This is a genomic window from Aeromonas sp. 602396 (genome assembly GCF_049173735.1).
GTDB lineage: Bacteria > Pseudomonadota > Gammaproteobacteria > Enterobacterales > Aeromonadaceae > Aeromonas > Aeromonas veronii_A.
Window position 1 is genome coordinate 1 of record NZ_JAAKSD010000007.1, and the last position, 17,772, is coordinate 17,772.

The 17,772-nt window shown below is 55.1% G+C and carries 14 protein-coding genes; all 14 read right to left on the bottom strand.

The features are described 5' to 3' along the window. Positions 1-437 precede the first annotated feature (437 nt). A complete protein-coding gene (gmhB, locus tag G5229_RS10295; RefSeq protein ID WP_421209067.1) occupies positions 438-980 on the bottom strand; it encodes a D-glycero-beta-D-manno-heptose 1,7-bisphosphate 7-phosphatase in 543 nt (180 codons plus the stop codon). Positions 981-1,091: 111 nt separating this feature from the next. Next, positions 1,092-2,276, bottom strand: coding sequence for an elongation factor Tu (tuf, locus tag G5229_RS10300; RefSeq protein ID WP_074042664.1), 1,185 nt, complete (start codon positions 2,274-2,276; stop codon positions 1,092-1,094). Between the two features lie 54 nt (positions 2,277-2,330). Further along, complete coding sequence (gene fusA / locus G5229_RS10305) at positions 2,331-4,436, bottom strand: elongation factor G (RefSeq protein ID WP_021229318.1); 2,106 nt, start codon at positions 4,434-4,436, stop codon at positions 2,331-2,333. A 75-nt stretch (positions 4,437-4,511) separates the two neighbouring features. Beyond that, a complete protein-coding gene (rpsG, locus tag G5229_RS10310) occupies positions 4,512-4,982 on the bottom strand; it encodes a 30S ribosomal protein S7 (protein WP_005339911.1) in 471 nt (156 codons plus the stop codon). Positions 4,983-5,075: 93 nt separating this feature from the next. Then, positions 5,076-5,450 carry a 30S ribosomal protein S12 gene (rpsL, locus tag G5229_RS10315; protein ID WP_005306278.1) on the bottom strand — a complete coding sequence of 125 codons (375 nt, stop codon included), beginning with the start codon at positions 5,448-5,450 and terminating at the stop codon, positions 5,076-5,078. Positions 5,451-5,632: 182 nt separating this feature from the next. Next, a complete protein-coding gene (gene tusB, locus G5229_RS10320) occupies positions 5,633-5,911 on the bottom strand; it encodes a sulfurtransferase complex subunit TusB (RefSeq protein WP_005339909.1) in 279 nt (92 codons plus the stop codon). Between the two features lie 7 nt (positions 5,912-5,918). After that, complete coding sequence (tusC, locus tag G5229_RS10325) at positions 5,919-6,278, bottom strand: sulfurtransferase complex subunit TusC (protein WP_421209068.1); 360 nt, start codon at positions 6,276-6,278, stop codon at positions 5,919-5,921. 8 nt (positions 6,279-6,286) lie between these two features. Then, the gene (gene tusD, locus G5229_RS10330; RefSeq protein WP_159158030.1) at positions 6,287-6,679 is read right to left on the bottom strand and encodes a sulfurtransferase complex subunit TusD; all 393 of its coding nucleotides are present in this window, start codon (positions 6,677-6,679) and stop codon (positions 6,287-6,289) included. Between the two features lie 84 nt (positions 6,680-6,763). Further along, positions 6,764-7,144, bottom strand: coding sequence for a RidA family protein (locus G5229_RS10335; RefSeq protein WP_421209069.1), 381 nt, complete (start codon positions 7,142-7,144; stop codon positions 6,764-6,766). A 24-nt stretch (positions 7,145-7,168) separates the two neighbouring features. Next, positions 7,169-7,885: a helix-turn-helix transcriptional regulator gene (locus G5229_RS10340; RefSeq protein WP_005339902.1), complete on the bottom strand. Its 717-nt coding sequence runs from the start codon at positions 7,883-7,885 to the stop codon at positions 7,169-7,171. Positions 7,886-8,079: 194 nt separating this feature from the next. Next, positions 8,080-12,384, bottom strand: coding sequence for a DNA-directed RNA polymerase subunit beta' (gene rpoC / locus G5229_RS10345; protein ID WP_005339899.1), 4,305 nt, complete (start codon positions 12,382-12,384; stop codon positions 8,080-8,082). A gap of 91 nt (positions 12,385-12,475) precedes the next feature. Beyond that, the gene (gene rpoB / locus G5229_RS10350; protein ID WP_421173225.1) at positions 12,476-16,504 is read right to left on the bottom strand and encodes a DNA-directed RNA polymerase subunit beta; all 4,029 of its coding nucleotides are present in this window, start codon (positions 16,502-16,504) and stop codon (positions 12,476-12,478) included. Between the two features lie 224 nt (positions 16,505-16,728). Then, the gene (rplL, locus tag G5229_RS10355; protein ID WP_005341840.1) at positions 16,729-17,091 is read right to left on the bottom strand and encodes a 50S ribosomal protein L7/L12; all 363 of its coding nucleotides are present in this window, start codon (positions 17,089-17,091) and stop codon (positions 16,729-16,731) included. 51 nt (positions 17,092-17,142) lie between these two features. Next, positions 17,143-17,643 (bottom strand): 50S ribosomal protein L10, encoded by a 501-nt coding sequence (gene rplJ, locus G5229_RS10360; protein ID WP_216952230.1) that lies wholly within the window; start codon positions 17,641-17,643, stop codon positions 17,143-17,145. Between the last annotated feature and the right edge of the window lie 129 nt (positions 17,644-17,772).

The window sequence follows — 17,772 nt, forward strand, 5'->3', positions numbered from 1 at the left end:
GCGTTCAATCTGAGCCATGATCAAACTCTTCAATTTAAGTTTGGTTGCTTCGAAAAGCGGCTCAATGAATTGCTGAATTAACTGCTGCAACATAAAGTTGCTTTGGTCACTTCATCAGACATTGAAAATCAAAAATTGTTTTTGATGCTCGATGCTGTGAGTGCCCACACAGATTGCTTGATTCAAATTGTTAAAGAGCGACGCAACAATGTGCTGCTGCGGGAGTGGAATTCTACTCAACCGCCTTCTCGAGTCAAGCCTTATTTTCAAAGGCTTTTCGAGGTTACCGACGAGGTTGTTTGCGTTGCCGCTTGCCCTGTCGATGGAGGCGCATTATAGGGAGTGAATTCGTTCTGGCAAGCGGATAATTGCAAAAAGATGGCTTTCGTTGTTCGTTCGCTCACAAAGCCACCAATTGGCATATTAAACCGGCGAAATCAGCTTGCTGCAGGCACCGCGATGGCAAAATCATGCAGGTTGTCATAGATGGCATCTGCCAGTGCGCTACCCGTTTCGGTAACCGGCTTACCGGTTCTGACCATGATCTTGTGACCGACCCCGGCATTGCTCGCTGCTTTCAGATCGGAAGGCTTGTCACCCACCATATAGGAACGGCTCATGTCGATGTTCAGTTCCTGCTTGGCGAGCAACAGCATTCCCGGTTCCGGCTTGCGGCAGTCACAGGGAGCACCGTGATCCGGATGGTGTGGGCAGAAGTAGATACCATCGAGGTCCACATCGCGATCGGCCAGCGACCAATCCATCCACTCGGTCAGGTTCATGAAATCATCTTCGGTGAAATAACCGCGGGCAATCCCTGACTGGTTGGTCACTACAACCAGCAGATAGCCTTTCTTTTTGAGGAGCAGCAGGGCGTCTATGACTCCGGGCAGAAAATGGAAGTCATCAACCTGGCTGACATAGCCAGTGTCTTCATTGATGACACCGTCACGATCCAGAAAAATGGCGGGTTTGCTCACGGAAACTACCTCAATCAATGGTTTTGCCCAGTATCTCACAGGGCAGATAAAGCCCAAAAACAAAAGGGGCAGCCGAAGCCACCCCTTTCATGTGTGCATTTAAAGTATCGATTAAGCGATAACTTTAGCTACAACACCAGCACCTACGGTACGGCCACCTTCACGGATAGCGAAACGCAGGCCGTCATCCATCGCGATCGGCGCAATCAGGGTAACAACCATCTTGATGTTGTCGCCCGGCATTACCATCTCTACGCCTTCCGGCAGTTCGATGGTACCGGTCACGTCGGTAGTACGGAAGTAGAACTGCGGACGGTAGCCTTTGAAGAACGGGGTATGACGACCACCTTCTTCTTTGGACAGTACGTACACTTCAGATTCGAACTTGGTGTGCGGCTTGATGGTGCCCGGCTTGGCCAGTACCTGACCACGCTCTACGTCTTCACGCTTCACGCCACGCAGCAGTGCACCGATGTTCTCGCCTGCACGACCTTCGTCCAGCAGCTTACGGAACATTTCAACGCCGGTACAGGTGGTCTTGGTGGTATCTTTGATACCCACGATTTCCACTTCTTCACCAACTTTAACGATACCGCGCTCTACACGACCGGTTACTACGGTACCACGGCCAGCGATAGAGAATACGTCTTCGATCGGCATCAGGAACGGCTGGTCAATCGCACGCTCCGGCTCCGGAATGTAGCTGTCCAGGTGGCCAGCCAGTTCCAGGATCTTCTCTTCCCACTGAGCTTCGCCTTCCAGCGCTTTCAGTGCGGAACCACGGACTACCGGCAGGTCATCACCCGGGAAGTCGTACTCGGACAGCAGTTCGCGAACTTCCATCTCGACCAGTTCCAGCAGCTCTTCGTCATCTACCATGTCACACTTGTTCATGAACACGATGATGTACGGAACGCCTACCTGACGACCCAGCAGGATGTGCTCACGAGTCTGCGGCATCGGGCCGTCAGTCGCTGCTACTACCAGGATCGCGCCGTCCATCTGGGCAGCACCGGTGATCATGTTTTTAACGTAGTCGGCGTGACCCGGGCAATCTACGTGGGCGTAGTGACGGGTAGCGGTGTCGTATTCTACGTGGGAGGTGTTGATGGTGATACCACGCTCACGCTCTTCCGGTGCCTTGTCGATCTGGTCGAAGGCGAAAGCTTTACCACCGAAGTGCTTGGCCAGCACGTTGGTGATAGCTGCAGTCAGGGTGGTTTTACCGTGGTCAACGTGGCCGATGGTGCCGACGTTTACGTGCGGTTTATTACGCTCAAATTTTTCTTTAGACACGACGTAGTCCTTCTAGGTTAAACCCGCCTACCGTCGTAGGCGGGGAATCTTAAATTACTTGGATTTGCGCTCTTCGATCACGGCTTGTGCAACGTTGGTCGGTGCATCGTGATACTTGGCGAATTCCATGGCGTAGGAAGCGCGACCCTGGGTAGCGGAACGCAGTGCAGTTGCATAACCGAACATTTCGGCCAGCGGCACCAGAGCACGTACGATCTTGCCGGACGGGCCATCTTCCATACCTTCGATCAGGCCACGACGACGGTTCAGGTCACCGATAACGTCGCCCATGTAATCTTCCGGAGTTTCAACTTCTACTTTCATGATCGGTTCGAGCAGAACCGGGTTGGCCTTCATGAAGCCAGCCTTAAAGGCCATGGAAGCAGCGATCTTGAACGCCAGTTCGGAAGAGTCGACATCGTGGTAAGAACCGAAGTGCAGACGCACACCCAGATCCATAACCGGGTAACCAGCCAGCGGACCAGATTTGAGCTGCTCACGGATACCTTTATCAACACCCGGGATGAATTCACCAGGAATGACACCACCTTTGATGTCGTTGACGAATTCGTATGCTTTGCCTTCTTCCAGCGGGTACATGTCGATAACAACATGACCGTACTGACCGCGACCACCAGACTGCTTGGCATGCTTGCCTTCGATGTCTTTAACTGTGGTACGGATGGTTTCACGGTAGGCAACCTGCGGCTTACCTACGTTGGCTTCAACCTTGAACTCGCGACGCATACGGTCAACGATGATGTCCAGGTGCAGCTCACCCATACCAGCGATGATGGTTTGACCTGACTCTTCGTCAGTCCATACGCGGAAGGACGGATCTTCCTGAGCCAGACGGCCCAGAGCCAGACCCATCTTCTCCTGGTCAGCCTTGGTTTTCGGCTCAACCGCGATAGAAATTACCGGCTCCGGGAATTCCATACGCTCGAGGATGATCGGTGCGTTCGGGTCACACAGGGTGTCACCAGTGGTCACGTCTTTCAGACCGATGGCAGCAGCGATGTCACCAGCGCGTACTTCTTTGATCTCTTCACGCTTGTTGGCATGCATCTGAACGATACGGCCAAAACGCTCGCGCTTGTCCTTGACGGAGTTCAGCACGGTGTCACCGGAGTTGATCACGCCAGAGTAGACACGGAAGAAGGTCAGGTTACCAACGAACGGGTCGGTAGCGATCTTGAACGCCAGAGCAGAGAACGGCTCGTCATCGGAAGCGTGACGCTCGTCTTTGGTCTCGCCGTCCATTTTCAGGCCGTCGATAGCAGCAACGTCGGTCGGAGCCGGCAGGTACTCGATCACGGCATCCAGCATGGCCTGTACGCCCTTGTTCTTGAACGCGGAGCCACAGGTTACCAGGATGATTTCGTTGTTCAGCACGCGCTGACGCAGAGCACCTTTGATCTCTTCCTCGGTCAGCTCTTCGCCGCCCAGGTATTTTTCCATCAGGTCTTCAGACGCTTCAGCAGCGGCTTCAACCAGATTCATGCGCATTTCTTGCGCCTGTTCCAGCAACTCGGCCGGGACGTCTTCGTAATCGAAGGATACGCCCTGGTCAGCTTCGTTCCAGTTGATGGCCTTCATCTTGACCAGGTCAACAACGCCCTTGAAGTTCTCTTCAGAGCCGATGTTCAGCTGAAGGGGAACCGGAGTACCTTTCAGACGGGTCTTGATGTGCTCAACACAACGCAGGAAGTTGGCACCGGTACGGTCCATCTTGTTGACGAACGCAATACGGGGAACCTTGTACTTGTTAGCCTGACGCCATACGGTTTCAGACTGTGGCTGTACGCCACCTACAGCACAGTACACCATCACGGCACCGTCCAGAACACGCATTGAACGCTCTACTTCGATAGTAAAGTCAACGTGGCCCGGGGTATCGATGATGTTGATACGGTGCGGTTGGAACTGTTTACCCATACCGGACCAGAAAGCGGTGGTCGCGGCGGAGGTGATGGTGATACCACGCTCTTGTTCCTGTTCCATCCAGTCCATGGTGGCAGCGCCATCGTGAACTTCACCGATCTTGTGACTTACACCGGTGTAAAACAGTACGCGCTCGGTAGTAGTAGTCTTACCGGCGTCAATGTGAGCGGAGATACCGATGTTACGATAACGCTCAATGGGGGTTGTACGAGCCATTGTCATCCTCTTACTAAGGCGCTTGTCCCTAGATAATTAAAGGTGCGCAGAGTCAAAAGACCCTGCGCAAGCGGATTACCAGCGGAAGTGAGCGAAGGCTTTGTTCGCTTCAGCCATACGGTGAACGTCTTCACGTTTCTTGACAGACGAACCCTTATTGTCAGCGGCATCCAGCAGCTCGCCAGCCAGACGCTGAGCCATTGATTTTTCACCACGTTTACGAGCGGCATCAACCAACCAGCGCATTGCCAGGGCATTGCGACGTACCGGACGAACTTCTACCGGCACCTGATAGGTTGCACCACCGACGCGACGAGATTTAACCTCGACCGCCGGACGAATGTTATCCAGAGCTTCTTCGAATACGGCCAGGTGCTCTTTGCCAGATTTGGTGGCAATGATGTCCAGGGCGCCATAAACAATGGCTTCTGCAACAGATTTCTTACCGTCAACCATTACTACGTTGACAAATTTAGCCAGCAGCTCTGATCCGAACTTGGGATCTGGCAGGATTTTACGCTGACCAACAACACGACGTCTTGGCATTTCAAATTCTCCGTAACTTCAGGGATTACCCAAAACTAGAAAGCTATCTAACTAGAAACGAATTAACGTTTGGCCTTACTTAACGGAGAACCATTAAGCTTTAGGACGCTTCACGCCATACTTGGAGCGAGCCTGCTTACGGTCTTTAACACCGGCACAGTCCAACGCACCACGAACGGTGTGATAACGAACACCTGGCAAGTCTTTTACACGACCGCCACGGATCAGAACAACAGAGTGCTCTTGCAGGTTGTGACCTTCACCACCGATGTAGGAGGTGACTTCGAAGCCGTTGGTCAGACGTACACGGCACACTTTACGCAGTGCAGAGTTAGGCTTCTTCGGGGTGGTGGTATATACACGAGTGCATACGCCACGCTTCTGAGGGCACGCTTCCAGCGCCGGCACGTTGCTTTTCACAACGAGCTTGATGCGTGGCTTGCGAACCAACTGGTTAATAGTTGCCATCAAAAGGCTCCTGATAATGACTTCATAAACGTGTGGAAAATCCTCCCCGCAGATACGGGGACGCGAAATTTTATGCCCTGTTGTCTGGGGAGTCAAGATTTATACAATTTGCGTCACAAAAGGGCAATTCGGATCCGTTTGATTCCATGACATCACCTTGAATTTTCTTGAAAATATGCTTCTCAGCCACCCCAGGTGCGCGGGGAACCTTTTTGCGCAATCAGTGCCACCAGACCCGCCATATCGAGCACATTGCCCACCCGATGCTGCAAACCGCGAGCTTGCAGATCTTCCTGCATCACATAAAGCGGGATACCCGCCAGCCGCGCGCTCCACTGGGGAGCCGATGCCGCAATCACGGCATCCTGCATCAGTACCAGCTCATCCTCGGGCTGAAGGTATGAGAGCGCCTCTGCCAGAGCCTGACTCTGAAAGGGGGAGTTCAATATCAGATGCAACATGGAGACCTCAAAAGCTGATGTGAGTCGAATATTGTGCCCAGCGCCGAGCCAGTTCCTGGCGCGGCAGACTCTCGACGGGGATCAGCAGATCATCCACTGTCACGCCACGCTCTGCCAGCGAGTCAGCACAAACGTAGACCTCTTCGATATCGTAGAGTTCCAGCATTTTGAAGGTGGGCGCGTAGTGGCGCTGCAAAATGGCGGCAGGTTGCTGCTCCTTGAGCAGTTGCAGCACGCCGTCCCCAATTAGGAAGAGGGCCAGCTCATCGGTCATGGCCGAGGTGGCCAGCAGGGCATCCAACCCTTCCCGACCGGCGGCATGGCCATGGGGGCCACGACTGCAGATAAAGGCGATTTTCTTGCTCATGACTCCCCCTAGAACTGAACCAGCCGATCGGCGGTGAGCGCCGCCTCGGCCAACTGGCCCAGACCGCTCAGGCAAAATGGCGCTTGCAGATTGAAGTGTGTCTGCCCTGCCCCCTTGGCCTCCTGCTCATCGAGCACACCGCGCCGCATGGCGGCGGCGACACAGACATCGATACGGATCCCCTGCTCTTCTGCCAGCTCTCGCCACAGACGCACCAGGTCAGTCTCATCGGATGCAGGCAGATGCAAACCGTTGCCGTTGCAGACCCCGTCCTGATAGAAGAACAGGTGGGACAAGGTATGCCCCTGTGCCAACAGGGTGCGGGCAAAGCGATAGGCTGTGCTGGCCGACTGGGTGCCATAGGCAGGCCCCGTGACCAGAATGGCAAAACTCAGACTCATAGCAGGACTCCTGTGCTGACCCGGTCCATTTTACGCCAAAAACAAAAAAGCCCCTGCCAGGAGGGGCTTGATTCGATCTGTTGATCAGAGATGGGCAATCGCCTCGACCTCGACCAGCACATCTTTCGGCAGACGAGCCACCTCCACGCAGGAGCGGGCTGGTGCTGCATCGCCAAAGTAGCGGGCATAGACCTGATTGAAGGCAACGAAGTTGTTCATGTCACTCAGGAAGCAGGTGGTTTTGACCACTTTGCTGGCATCAGCACCCGCAGCGTGCAACACGGCAACCAGATTCTTCATCACCCGTTCGGCCTGCTCTTCGATGCCGCCAGCCACGATTTCCATGGTGGTAGGATCGAGCGGGATCTGCCCGGAGGTGAAGATCATCTCGCCAACCTTGGTAGCCTGAACATACGGACCAATCGCGGCAGGCGCCTTGTCGGTTGCAATCACTTCTTTAGCCATTCATCTATCCCCTTCTGGAATGAGTTACTCGTTCTCGTCTTCACCCTGCTTGCGCTGTCGGATGTAAAGATAAACGGTATGTTTTGAAATATTGAGTTTGTCCGCCACCAGATTGATCGAATCCTTGATGTCGAAAATGCCCTTCTCGAACAGCTGGGTCACGATGAAGCGATTCTTGGCATTGTTGGCCACGGTGGGATCGCGATTGATCTCGTCGATGGTGTTATCCACCGTCTGGGCAACCAGCTCTTCCACGCTGTTGGCGAAGGTCTCTGGTGACTGACGCGCCGCCTGCTGGGGCGTCGGGAAAAATTCGGCCACGAACTCGTGGAAAGGCGCATTGATGTGCAGGTTGATGCAAATAAGCCCCACTACTTGCCGCTCGCTGTTGCGAATGGCGATGGTGCTCGACTTCATCAGCGCGCCGGTACGGCTGCGAGCGAAATAGCTCTGGGTGTAATCCTGGCCGGTGCTCTCGATGTCCTTGAGCATGCGCAGGGCGAGATCGGTGATAGGCGCCCCGAGGGTACGTCCGGTATTGAAGCCGTTGGCGATCTTGATCACCGACTCGTGCAGATTTTCCAGGGAGTGGAGGACCACTTCACAATGCTTGCCGAACAGCTCGGCCAAGCCATCGATGAGCCCATCGTATGAGCGCAACAATTCCCTGTCTTCATCTGTAAAAGTGCGGCTGATCAGCTGTTCTTCGGGAAGCATAGCTTCCTCGATACCGACAGTCATGTTCTACCCCTGTAATAACCATTCAACTTTCCCGAGTTTTAAATTGCAGGGGAGTAAAGTCAACTTTTTTTGATTTTTTACTCTACAACTTTGCTCTGGATCATCCTGAAACCCGCGCTGCGTCTACCTTTGCCGAGGAATTGGCCAACAAAAAGGGCTCCTTGAAGGAGCCCTTTTCAATCACGGATGACGAGTTACTCTTCGTCGAAGCTACCGGCTGCGTTCAGCAGATCCGCCAGGTTCTGCTCTGCTTCATCAGCGGTCACCTGCGGGGTACCAACAGCACGAGCTGCGGCAGCACGCTGGTTGATCCGGCTATGGTGGTAGGCAAAGCCGGTACCAGCCGGGATCAGACGACCCACGATGACGTTCTCTTTCAGGCCACGCAGTTCGTCACGCTTGCCACCAACGGCGGCTTCGGTCAGAACTCGAGTGGTTTCCTGGAAGGAAGCCGCGGAGATGAAGGACTCGGTGCTCAGAGATGCCTTGGTAATACCCATCAGTACATGACGGTAGGTCGCAGGGGTCTTGCCCTCGGCAACCAGCTTACGGTTGGCAATCTTCACACGAGCAACTTCAACCTGTTCGCCTTCGATCAGATCGGTATCGCCAGCGCTCAGGATCTCGCACTTGCGCAGCATCTGACGAACGATGACTTCGATGTGCTTGTCGTTGATCTTAACGCCTTGCAGACGGTAAACGTCCTGCACTTCGTTGGCGATGTAGTTGGCGACCGGGCTGATACCGCGCAGACGCAGGATGTCGTGAGCAGACTCAGGACCGTCCGCCAGCACTTCACCCTTCTCAACTTTTTCACCTTCGAACACGTTCAGGTTACGCCACTTCGGAATCATCTCTTCGTAGACGTTGCCACCATCGGTCGGGGTGATGACCAGACGGCGTTTGCCCTTGGTCTCTTTCCCGAAGGAGATGGTACCGGAGATCTCGGCCAGAATTGCCGGTTCCTTCGGTTGACGTGCTTCGAACAGATCCGCAACGCGCGGCAGACCACCGGTGATGTCCTTGGTACCGCCGGACTCTTGCGGGATACGCGCTACCGCGTCACCCACGCCCACGTTGGCACCATCTTCCAGGTTCACGATCGCCTTGCCCGGCAGGAAGTACTGGGCGGCTACATCGGTACCCGGGATCATCACGTCTTTGCCGTTCAGGTCGACCAGTTTAACGGTCGGACGCATCTCTTTACCGGCGCTCGGACGCTCGTTGACGTCCAGTACGACGATAGAAGAGAGACCGGTCAGCTCGTCGGTCTGACGAGTGATGGTCACGCCATCGATCATGTGTTCGAACTGCAGGCGACCTGCCACTTCGGTGATGATCGGGTGGGTGTGCGGATCCCAGTTGGCAACGGTCTCGCCAGCACTCACGGCCTGGCCGTCCTTCACTTCCAGCACGGAACCGTAAGGCAGCTTGTGGCTTTCCTTGGTACGGCCCATGTCGTCCATGATGGTCAGTTCGGTAGAACGTGAGGTGATAACCAGTTTGTCATCGCTGTTGTGAACGAACTTGGCGTTCTGCAGCTTGATGGTACCTGTGTTCTTGACCTGGATGCTGCTTTCAGCAGCGGCACGAGATGCAGCACCACCGATGTGGAAAGTACGCATCGTCAGCTGGGTACCCGGTTCACCGATGGACTGGGCGGCGATAACACCGACAGCCTCACCCTTGTTAACCAGGTGACCACGGGCCAGATCACGGCCGTAGCAGTGAGCACAGTTACCGAAGTCGGTTTCACAGGTGATGGCAGAACGTACCTTCACACGGTCAACGGAGTTACGCTCCAGCAGGTCACACAGCTGCTCATCGAGCAGGGTGTTGCGAGCAACCAGGATCTCGTCCTCGGTACCCGGCTTGATGACATCTTCTGCCACCACACGACCCAGCACGCGCTCACGCAGCGGCTCGACCACGTCGCCACCCTCGATCAGCGGAGTCATCCACAGACCGTCGGTAGTGCCGCAATCGTCCTCGGTGATCACCATGTCCTGCGCCACGTCTACCAGACGACGAGTCAGGTAACCGGAGTTCGCAGTCTTCAGTGCAGTATCCGCCAGACCCTTACGAGCACCGTGGGTAGAGATAAAGTACTGCAGTACGTTCAGACCTTCGCGGAAGTTCGCGATGATCGGGGTCTCGATGATGGAACCATCCGGCTTGGCCATCAGGCCACGCATACCGGCCAGCTGACGGATCTGGGCGGCGGAACCACGCGCACCAGAGTCGGCCATCATAAAGATGCTGTTGAACGAGGCCTGCTCTTCTTCTTCACCCAGCGAGTTGACGTTACGCTCTTTGGACAAGTTCTCCATCATGGCCTTGGAGACGCGCTCGTTGGCGCTGGCCCAGATATCGATAACCTTGTTGTAACGCTCGCCCGCAGTTACCAGACCTGACAGGAACTGGTCCTGGATCTCGGCAACTTCGGCTTCGGCTGCTGCGATGATGTCTTTCTTGGCATCCGGGATGACCATGTCATCGATACCAACGGAAGCACCGGACAGGGCCGCGTAGTGGAAACCGGTATACATCAGCTGGTCAGCGAAGATAACGGTGTCCTTCAGGCCCTGCTTGCGATAGCAGGTGTTCAGCAGACGGGAGATGAGCTTTTTGCCCAGCGCCTTGTTGGATACGCACTTGATCCAGTTCTGCGGATTGGCATCCAGATCAGCCTGTTCTGCAGCAGTCAGCACCTTCGGCTCGTCGATCAGGGCGTATTCCATACCTTTCGGCAGGATCAGGCTCAGGATCGCACGACCAACGGTGGTGTTCTTCATCTCGGTGTGTTCACGCAGAGAACCGTCTTCCTGACGCAGGTATTCGGTAATACGTACTTTCACACGAGCATGCAGATCGGCCAGACCGGCGCGATATACTTTCTCGGCTTCTTTCGGGCCGGCCAACACCATACCTTCGCCTTTGGCGTTGATACGGGCACGGGTCATGTAGTACAGACCCAAGACCACGTCCTGAGAAGGAACGATGATCGGCTCACCGGAGGCAGGCGACAGGATGTTGTTGGTAGACATCATCAGCGCACGCGCTTCCAGCTGGGCTTCCAGGGTCAGCGGTACGTGGACCGCCATCTGGTCACCATCGAAGTCCGCGTTATACGCAGCACAAACCAGCGGGTGCAGCTGGATTGCCTTGCCTTCGACCAGAGTCGGTTCGAATGCCTGGATACCCAGACGGTGCAGAGTCGGTGCACGGTTCAGCAGAACCGGGTGTTCGCGGATCACTTCGTCCAGGATATCCCAAACGACAGCTTCCTCGCGCTCCACCATCTTCTTGGCGGCCTTGATAGTGGTCGCCAGACCGCGGGTTTCCAGCTTGCCATAGATGAACGGCTTGAACAGTTCCAGCGCCATCTTCTTCGGCAGACCGCACTGATGCAGACGCAGAGTCGGGCCTACGGTGATAACGGAACGACCGGAGTAGTCGACACGCTTACCGAGCAGGTTCTGACGGAAACGACCCTGCTTACCCTTGATCATGTCGGCCAGGGATTTCAGCGGGCGCTTGTTGGAACCGGTGATGGCACGACCGCGACGGCCGTTATCCAGCAGGGCATCGACGGACTCTTGCAGCATACGCTTTTCGTTGCGCACGATGATGTCCGGAGCAGCCAGATCCAGCAGACGCTTCAAGCGGTTGTTACGGTTGATCACGCGACGGTACAAATCATTCAGATCGGAAGTCGCGAAACGGCCGCCGTCCAGCGGTACCAGCGGACGCAGGTCCGGCGGCAGCACAGGCAGCACTGTCATGATCATCCACTCCGGCTTGTTGCCGGACTGCAGGAAAGCTTCCATCAGCTTCAGACGCTTGGTGGTCTTCTTGCGCTTGGTCTCGGAGTTGGTTTGATCCAGCTCCTCACGCATGGTTTTGACTTCACCTTCCAGATCGATAGCGCGCAGCAATGCCAGGATTGCTTCGGCACCCATCTTGGCGTCAAATTCGTCGCCCCACTCTTCCAGCGCATCCAGGTACTGCTCTTCAGAGAGCATCTGGCTGCGTTCGAGGTTGGTCATGCCCGGCTCAATTACGACGAAAGATTCGAAGTAGAGCACGCGCTCGATGTCGCGCAGGGTCATGTCCAGCAGCAGACCGATACGGGACGGCAGGGACTTCAGGAACCAGATGTGGGCAGTCGGGCTGGCCAGCTCGATGTGGCCCATACGCTCACGACGGACCTTGGTCTGGGTCACTTCAACGCCGCACTTCTCACAGATCACACCACGGTGTTTCAGGCGCTTGTACTTGCCGCACAGACACTCGTAGTCCTTCACCGGTCCGAAGATACGGGCGCAGAACAGACCATCACGCTCCGGCTTGAAAGTCCGGTAGTTGATGGTCTCAGGCTTTTTGACCTCACCGAATGACCAGGAGCGGATCATGTCAGGAGAGGCCAGACCGATCTTGATACTGTCAAACTCTTCGGTCTTGGTCTGAGCCTTCAAAAACTTGAGTAAGTCTTTCACGTGTTTCCCCTGTCAGGAGTCTAACCTCGGCGCCCCGGCTGCCAAAACAGCGGGGCGCCCACGTCAATTCTCGAACAATAAGAGCGAGCTCTTACTCTTCGTCCAGCTCGATGTTGATACCCAGAGAGCGGATTTCCTTCAGCAATACGTTGAAGGATTCGGGCATGCCCGGCTCCATACGGTGGTCGCCATCCACGATGTTCTTATACATCTTGGTACGGCCATTCACATCGTCAGACTTGACGGTCAGCATTTCCTGCAGGGTATATGCCGCACCGTAAGCCTCCAGGGCCCACACTTCCATCTCACCGAAACGCTGACCACCGAACTGAGCCTTACCACCCAGCGGCTGCTGGGTAACCAGGCTGTAAGAACCGGTAGAACGCGCGTGCATCTTGTCGTCGACCAAGTGGTTCAGCTTGAGCATATACATGTAACCAACGGTTACTTTACGCTCGAAGCGGTTACCGGTACGGCCATCGAACAGATCAATCTGACCGGATTCCGGCAGATCGGCCAGCTTCAGCAGGGCTTTGATTTCGCGCTCTTTGGCACCATCAAAGACCGGAGTAGCAACAGGCAGACCCTTACGCAGGTTACCCACCAGGGTACGTACGTCGTCATCAGACAGTTCGGCGATGTTCACTTGCTGGGTGTCCTTCTCGCCCAGGTCATAGACCTGTTGCAGGAAGTTGCGCATCTCGTGCAGCTCGCGCTGCTCTTTGACCATGCGATCGATCTTCTCGCCGATACCCTTGGCCGCAAGGCCCAAGTGCACTTCGAGGATCTGACCGATGTTCATACGGGATGGTACGCCCAACGGGTTCAGTACGATGTCGACCGGACGGCCGAACTCGTCATGAGGCATATCCTCGACCGGACAGATCTTGGAGATAACACCCTTGTTACCGTGACGGCCCGCCATCTTGTCACCCGGCTGGATGCGACGCTTGACTGCCAGATAAACCTTGACGATTTTCAGTACGCCCGGTGCCAGATCATCACCCTGGATAATCTTGCGACGCTTGTTCTCGAATTTCTTGTCGAACTCGGCTTTCAGCTCAACGTGCTGTTCAGCGATCTGTTCCAGTTCGGTCTGCTTGCCTTCGTCTTCGATGGCCAGTTCAAACCACTTGGAGCGATCGAGCTTGTTCAGACGATCTTCGCTGTAACCGGCGGCCAGCAGCAGGTTGCGGGAGCGGCCGAAAATGCCGTCTTCCAGGATCTTGAACTCTTCGGTCAAGTCCTTCTTCGCTTCCTTCAGCTGCATCTCTTCGATTTCTTTGGCGCGCTTGTCTTTTTCCACGCCATCGCGGGTAAAGACTTGCACGTCAACCACGGTACCGTACACACCGTTCGGTACACGCAGGGAGGAGTCCTTCACATCGGACGCCTTCTCACCGAAGATGGCGCGCAGCAGCTTCTCTTCCGGCGTCAGCTGGGTTTCACCTTTCGGGGTTACCTTACCGACCAGAATGTCGCCGCCCTTCACTTCGGCACCCACGTAGACGATACCGGACTCGTCCAGCTTGGACAGAGCGGCTTCACCCACGTTCGGGATGTCAGCAGTGATCTCTTCCGGACCCAGCTTGGTGTCACGGGAGATACAGGCCAGTTCCTGGATATGGATGGTGGTCAGGCGATCTTCCTGAACAACACGCTCGTTCACCAGGATCGAGTCTTCGAAGTTGTAACCGTTCCACGGCATGAACGCGACGCGCATGTTCTGACCCAGCGCCAGCTCACCCAGATCGGTGGACGGGCCGTCAGCCAGTACGTCGCCAGCCATGACCGGCTCACCCAACATCACGCAAGGACGCTGGTTGATACAGGTGTTCTGGTTGGAACGGGTGTATTTGGTCAGGTTGTAGATGTCGATACCGGCTTCGCCTGGCATCAGCTCATCTTCATTGACCTTCAGGACGATACGGGAGGCATCGACATAGTCGATTACGCCGCCACGCTTGGCCACTACGGTTACACCGGAGTCAACGGCCACAGCGCGTTCCATACCGGTACCTACCAGCGGCTTGTCAGCACGCAGAGTCGGTACAGCCTGACGTTGCATGTTTGAACCCATCAATGCGCGGTTCGCGTCATCGTGTTCCAGGAACGGGATCAGAGCCGCAGCCACAGATACGATCTGCTGCGGGCTCACGTCCATATACTGGATCTGGTCGGCGTTCATAAAGGTGGATTCACCTTTGTGACGGCACGGGATCAATTCATCTTTCAGTCGGCCATCTTCGGTGGTCGCGGCGTTAGCCTGTGCGATCACGTACTTGCCTTCTTCAATAGCAGACAGGTAGTCCACTTCGTCGGTGATCACACCGTCAATGACCTTACGGTACGGGGTCTCGAGGAAACCGTACTCGTTGGTACGAGAGTACACGGACAGAGAGTTGATCAGACCGATGTTCGGACCTTCAGGAGTCTCGATAGGGCACAGACGACCGTAGTGGGTCGGGTGTACGTCTCGGACTTCAAAGCCGGCACGCTCACGAGTCAAACCGCCCGGGCCCAGCGCAGAGATACGGCGCTTGTGGGTCACTTCGGAGAGCGGGTTGTTCTGGTCCATAAACTGGGACAGCTGGCTGGAACCAAAGAACTCTTTGACTGCGGCGGAGATCGGCTTGGCGTTGATCAGATCCTGCGGCATCAGGGTGTCCAGGTCGCCCAGGGAGAGACGCTCCTTGACCGCACGCTCGACACGCACCAGACCGACGCGGAACTGGTTTTCAGCCATTTCACCGACAGAACGGATACGACGGTTACCCAGGTGGTCGATATCGTCCACTTCGTCGTTACCGTTACGGATGTCGATCAGGCGCTTCATTACATCGACGATATCGTCTTTGGTCAGTACGCCAGCGCCAGTCTCGTCTTCACGACCCAGACGGCGGTTGAACTTCATCCGACCTACGGTAGACAGGTCGTAACGCTCGGCAGAGAAGAACAGGTTTTCGAACAGCTGCTCTGCTGCTTCACGTGTCGGCGGCTCGCCCGGACGCATCATGCGGTAGATTTCTACCAGCGCTTCCAGACGGTTGGTGCTGGAATCGACGCGCAGGGTCTCGGACATGTAGGCACCGTGATCCAGTTCGTTGGTGAACAGAACCTCGAAATGCTTGAAGCCGGCCTGGGACAGGTTGGCAATCGCTTCCAGACTCAGCGCCTGGTTGGCTGCCACTACCAGTTCGCCAGTTTGCGGATGTGCGTAGTCCTTGGCTGCAACTTTGCCAACAACGTACTCAACCGGTACCTCAATCTGGGTAACGGCGTCTTTTTCCAACTGACGGATGTGACGGGCAGTCACACGACGACCGGTTTCAACAACCACGGCACCATTGGCCACGATGTCGAAGGTCGCAGTTTCGCCACGCAGGCGCTCCGGCACCAGATCCATCATCAACTTGCCATCTTTGACCTCGAAACCGATGGTTTCGAAGAAGGTGGCCAGGATTTGTTCGGAAGTGAAGTCCAGGGCGCGCAGAATAATGGATGCCGGCAGTTTGCGACGACGGTCGATACGGACAAACAGGTTGTCTTTCGCATCGAACTCGAAGTCCAGCCAGGAGCCACGGTAGGGGATAACGCGAGCGTTATACAGCACCTTACCGGATGAATGTGTTTTGCCTTTATCGTGGTCGAAGAAGACGCCCGGGCTGCGGTGCAGCTGGGAAACGATAACCCGCTCGGTACCATTGATAACAAAGGTGCCGTTCTCGGTCATGAGCGGAATTTCGCCCATGTATACTTCTTGTTCCTTGATGTCTTTGACGGTGCCGGCAGCTGCTTCACGGTCGTACAGAACCATACGAAGCTTGACACGCAGCGGCGCGGAGTAGGTCACTCCACGGATCTGGCATTCTTTTACGTCAAATACCGGCTCACCCAGGCGATAGCTGACATACTGAAGCTCAGCACTACCGGAGTAACTGGTGATCGGGAAAACGCTACGGAAAGCGGCCTCTAGGCCATATTCACCTTCCGGGTCAGCCTCGATGAACTGCTTGAAGGAGTCCAGCTGAATGGACAACAGATAAGGCGTGTCCAGTACCTGGTCTCGCTTACCGAAGTCCTTACGAATGCGTTTTTTTTCGGTATAAGAGTAAACCATAGGGTTCCTCAGCTCGCTGATAAGTGACCCACTCTGTCCCGCGGGACAGCTCTGTCTCAACACCGTTTTGTGTTGGCCCGGACGAAAGAAGACAGTCCGGATTGCTGGTGCACCGAGAGTCGTAAACGGTGTGAAATGCTCTCAGTCTACAGCGCAAAAAGGCTGGTGAACAAAAATTCACCAGCCCTAGCCTGTTTTATCAGGCTAATCTACATAAATGCAGATTATTTGATCTCAACAGAAGCACCGGCAGCTTCCAGCTCTTTCTTCAGAGCTTCAGCTTCGTCTTTGGAGACGGCTTCTTTCAGGTTAGCCGGAGCAGCTTCTACCAGATCTTTGGCTTCTTTCAGGCCCAGACCGGTAGCGCCACGAACGGCTTTGATGACGGCAACTTTGTTGGCACCGGCAGCAGTCAGAACTACGTCGAACTCGGTCTTCTCTTCTACTGCTTCAGCGGCCGGACCGGCAGCAACAGCAACAGCGGCAGAAACACCGAATTTCTCTTCCATAGCTTCGATCAGCTCAACAACTTCCATTACGGACATGGAAGCAACGGCTTCGATGATTTGGTCTTTAGTGATAGACATGACAAAAATTCCTGATGTTGAATAAACTCAAACAGCCTAAATAGGCGAGAATCAAGCAGCAGCTTGCTTCTGATCACGCACAGCAGCGATGGTACGAACCAGCTTGCCAGCAGAGGCTTCTTTCATAGTCGCCATCAACTTCGCAATTGCTTCGTCGTAAGTCGGCAGCGTGGCCAGACGATCAATTTGTGCTGCGGCGATAAACTCACCGTTAAAAGCGCCAGCCTTGATTTCGAACTTTTGGTTCGCTTTGGCAAACTCTTTGAACAGACGAGCAGCAGCGCCCGGGTGTTCGTTAGAGAAAGCAATCAAGGTAGGACCGGTAAATGCGTCGTTCAGGCACTCGTATTCGGTACCTTCTACCGCGCGACGCAGCAGGGTGTTACGCACAACGCGCATGTACACACCGGCTTCACGAGCGGTTTTACGCAGGACGGTCATCTTGTCTACAGTGACACCGCGAGAATCGGCAACAACTGCAGAAAGAGCGCCTTTGGCAGCTTCGTTGACTTCAGCAACAATTGCCTTTTTGTCTTCGAGTCCCAATGCCATTGGCTTAACTCCTGGATTGAATCCGGGTCAAATGACCCAGTACTGACACATCCCCCCTACCTTTACAACAGAGGGGAACGATGCGGTAGCAGGATTCCAGAAGAGAAAGAATCTTTCTCGCTGGGTTTC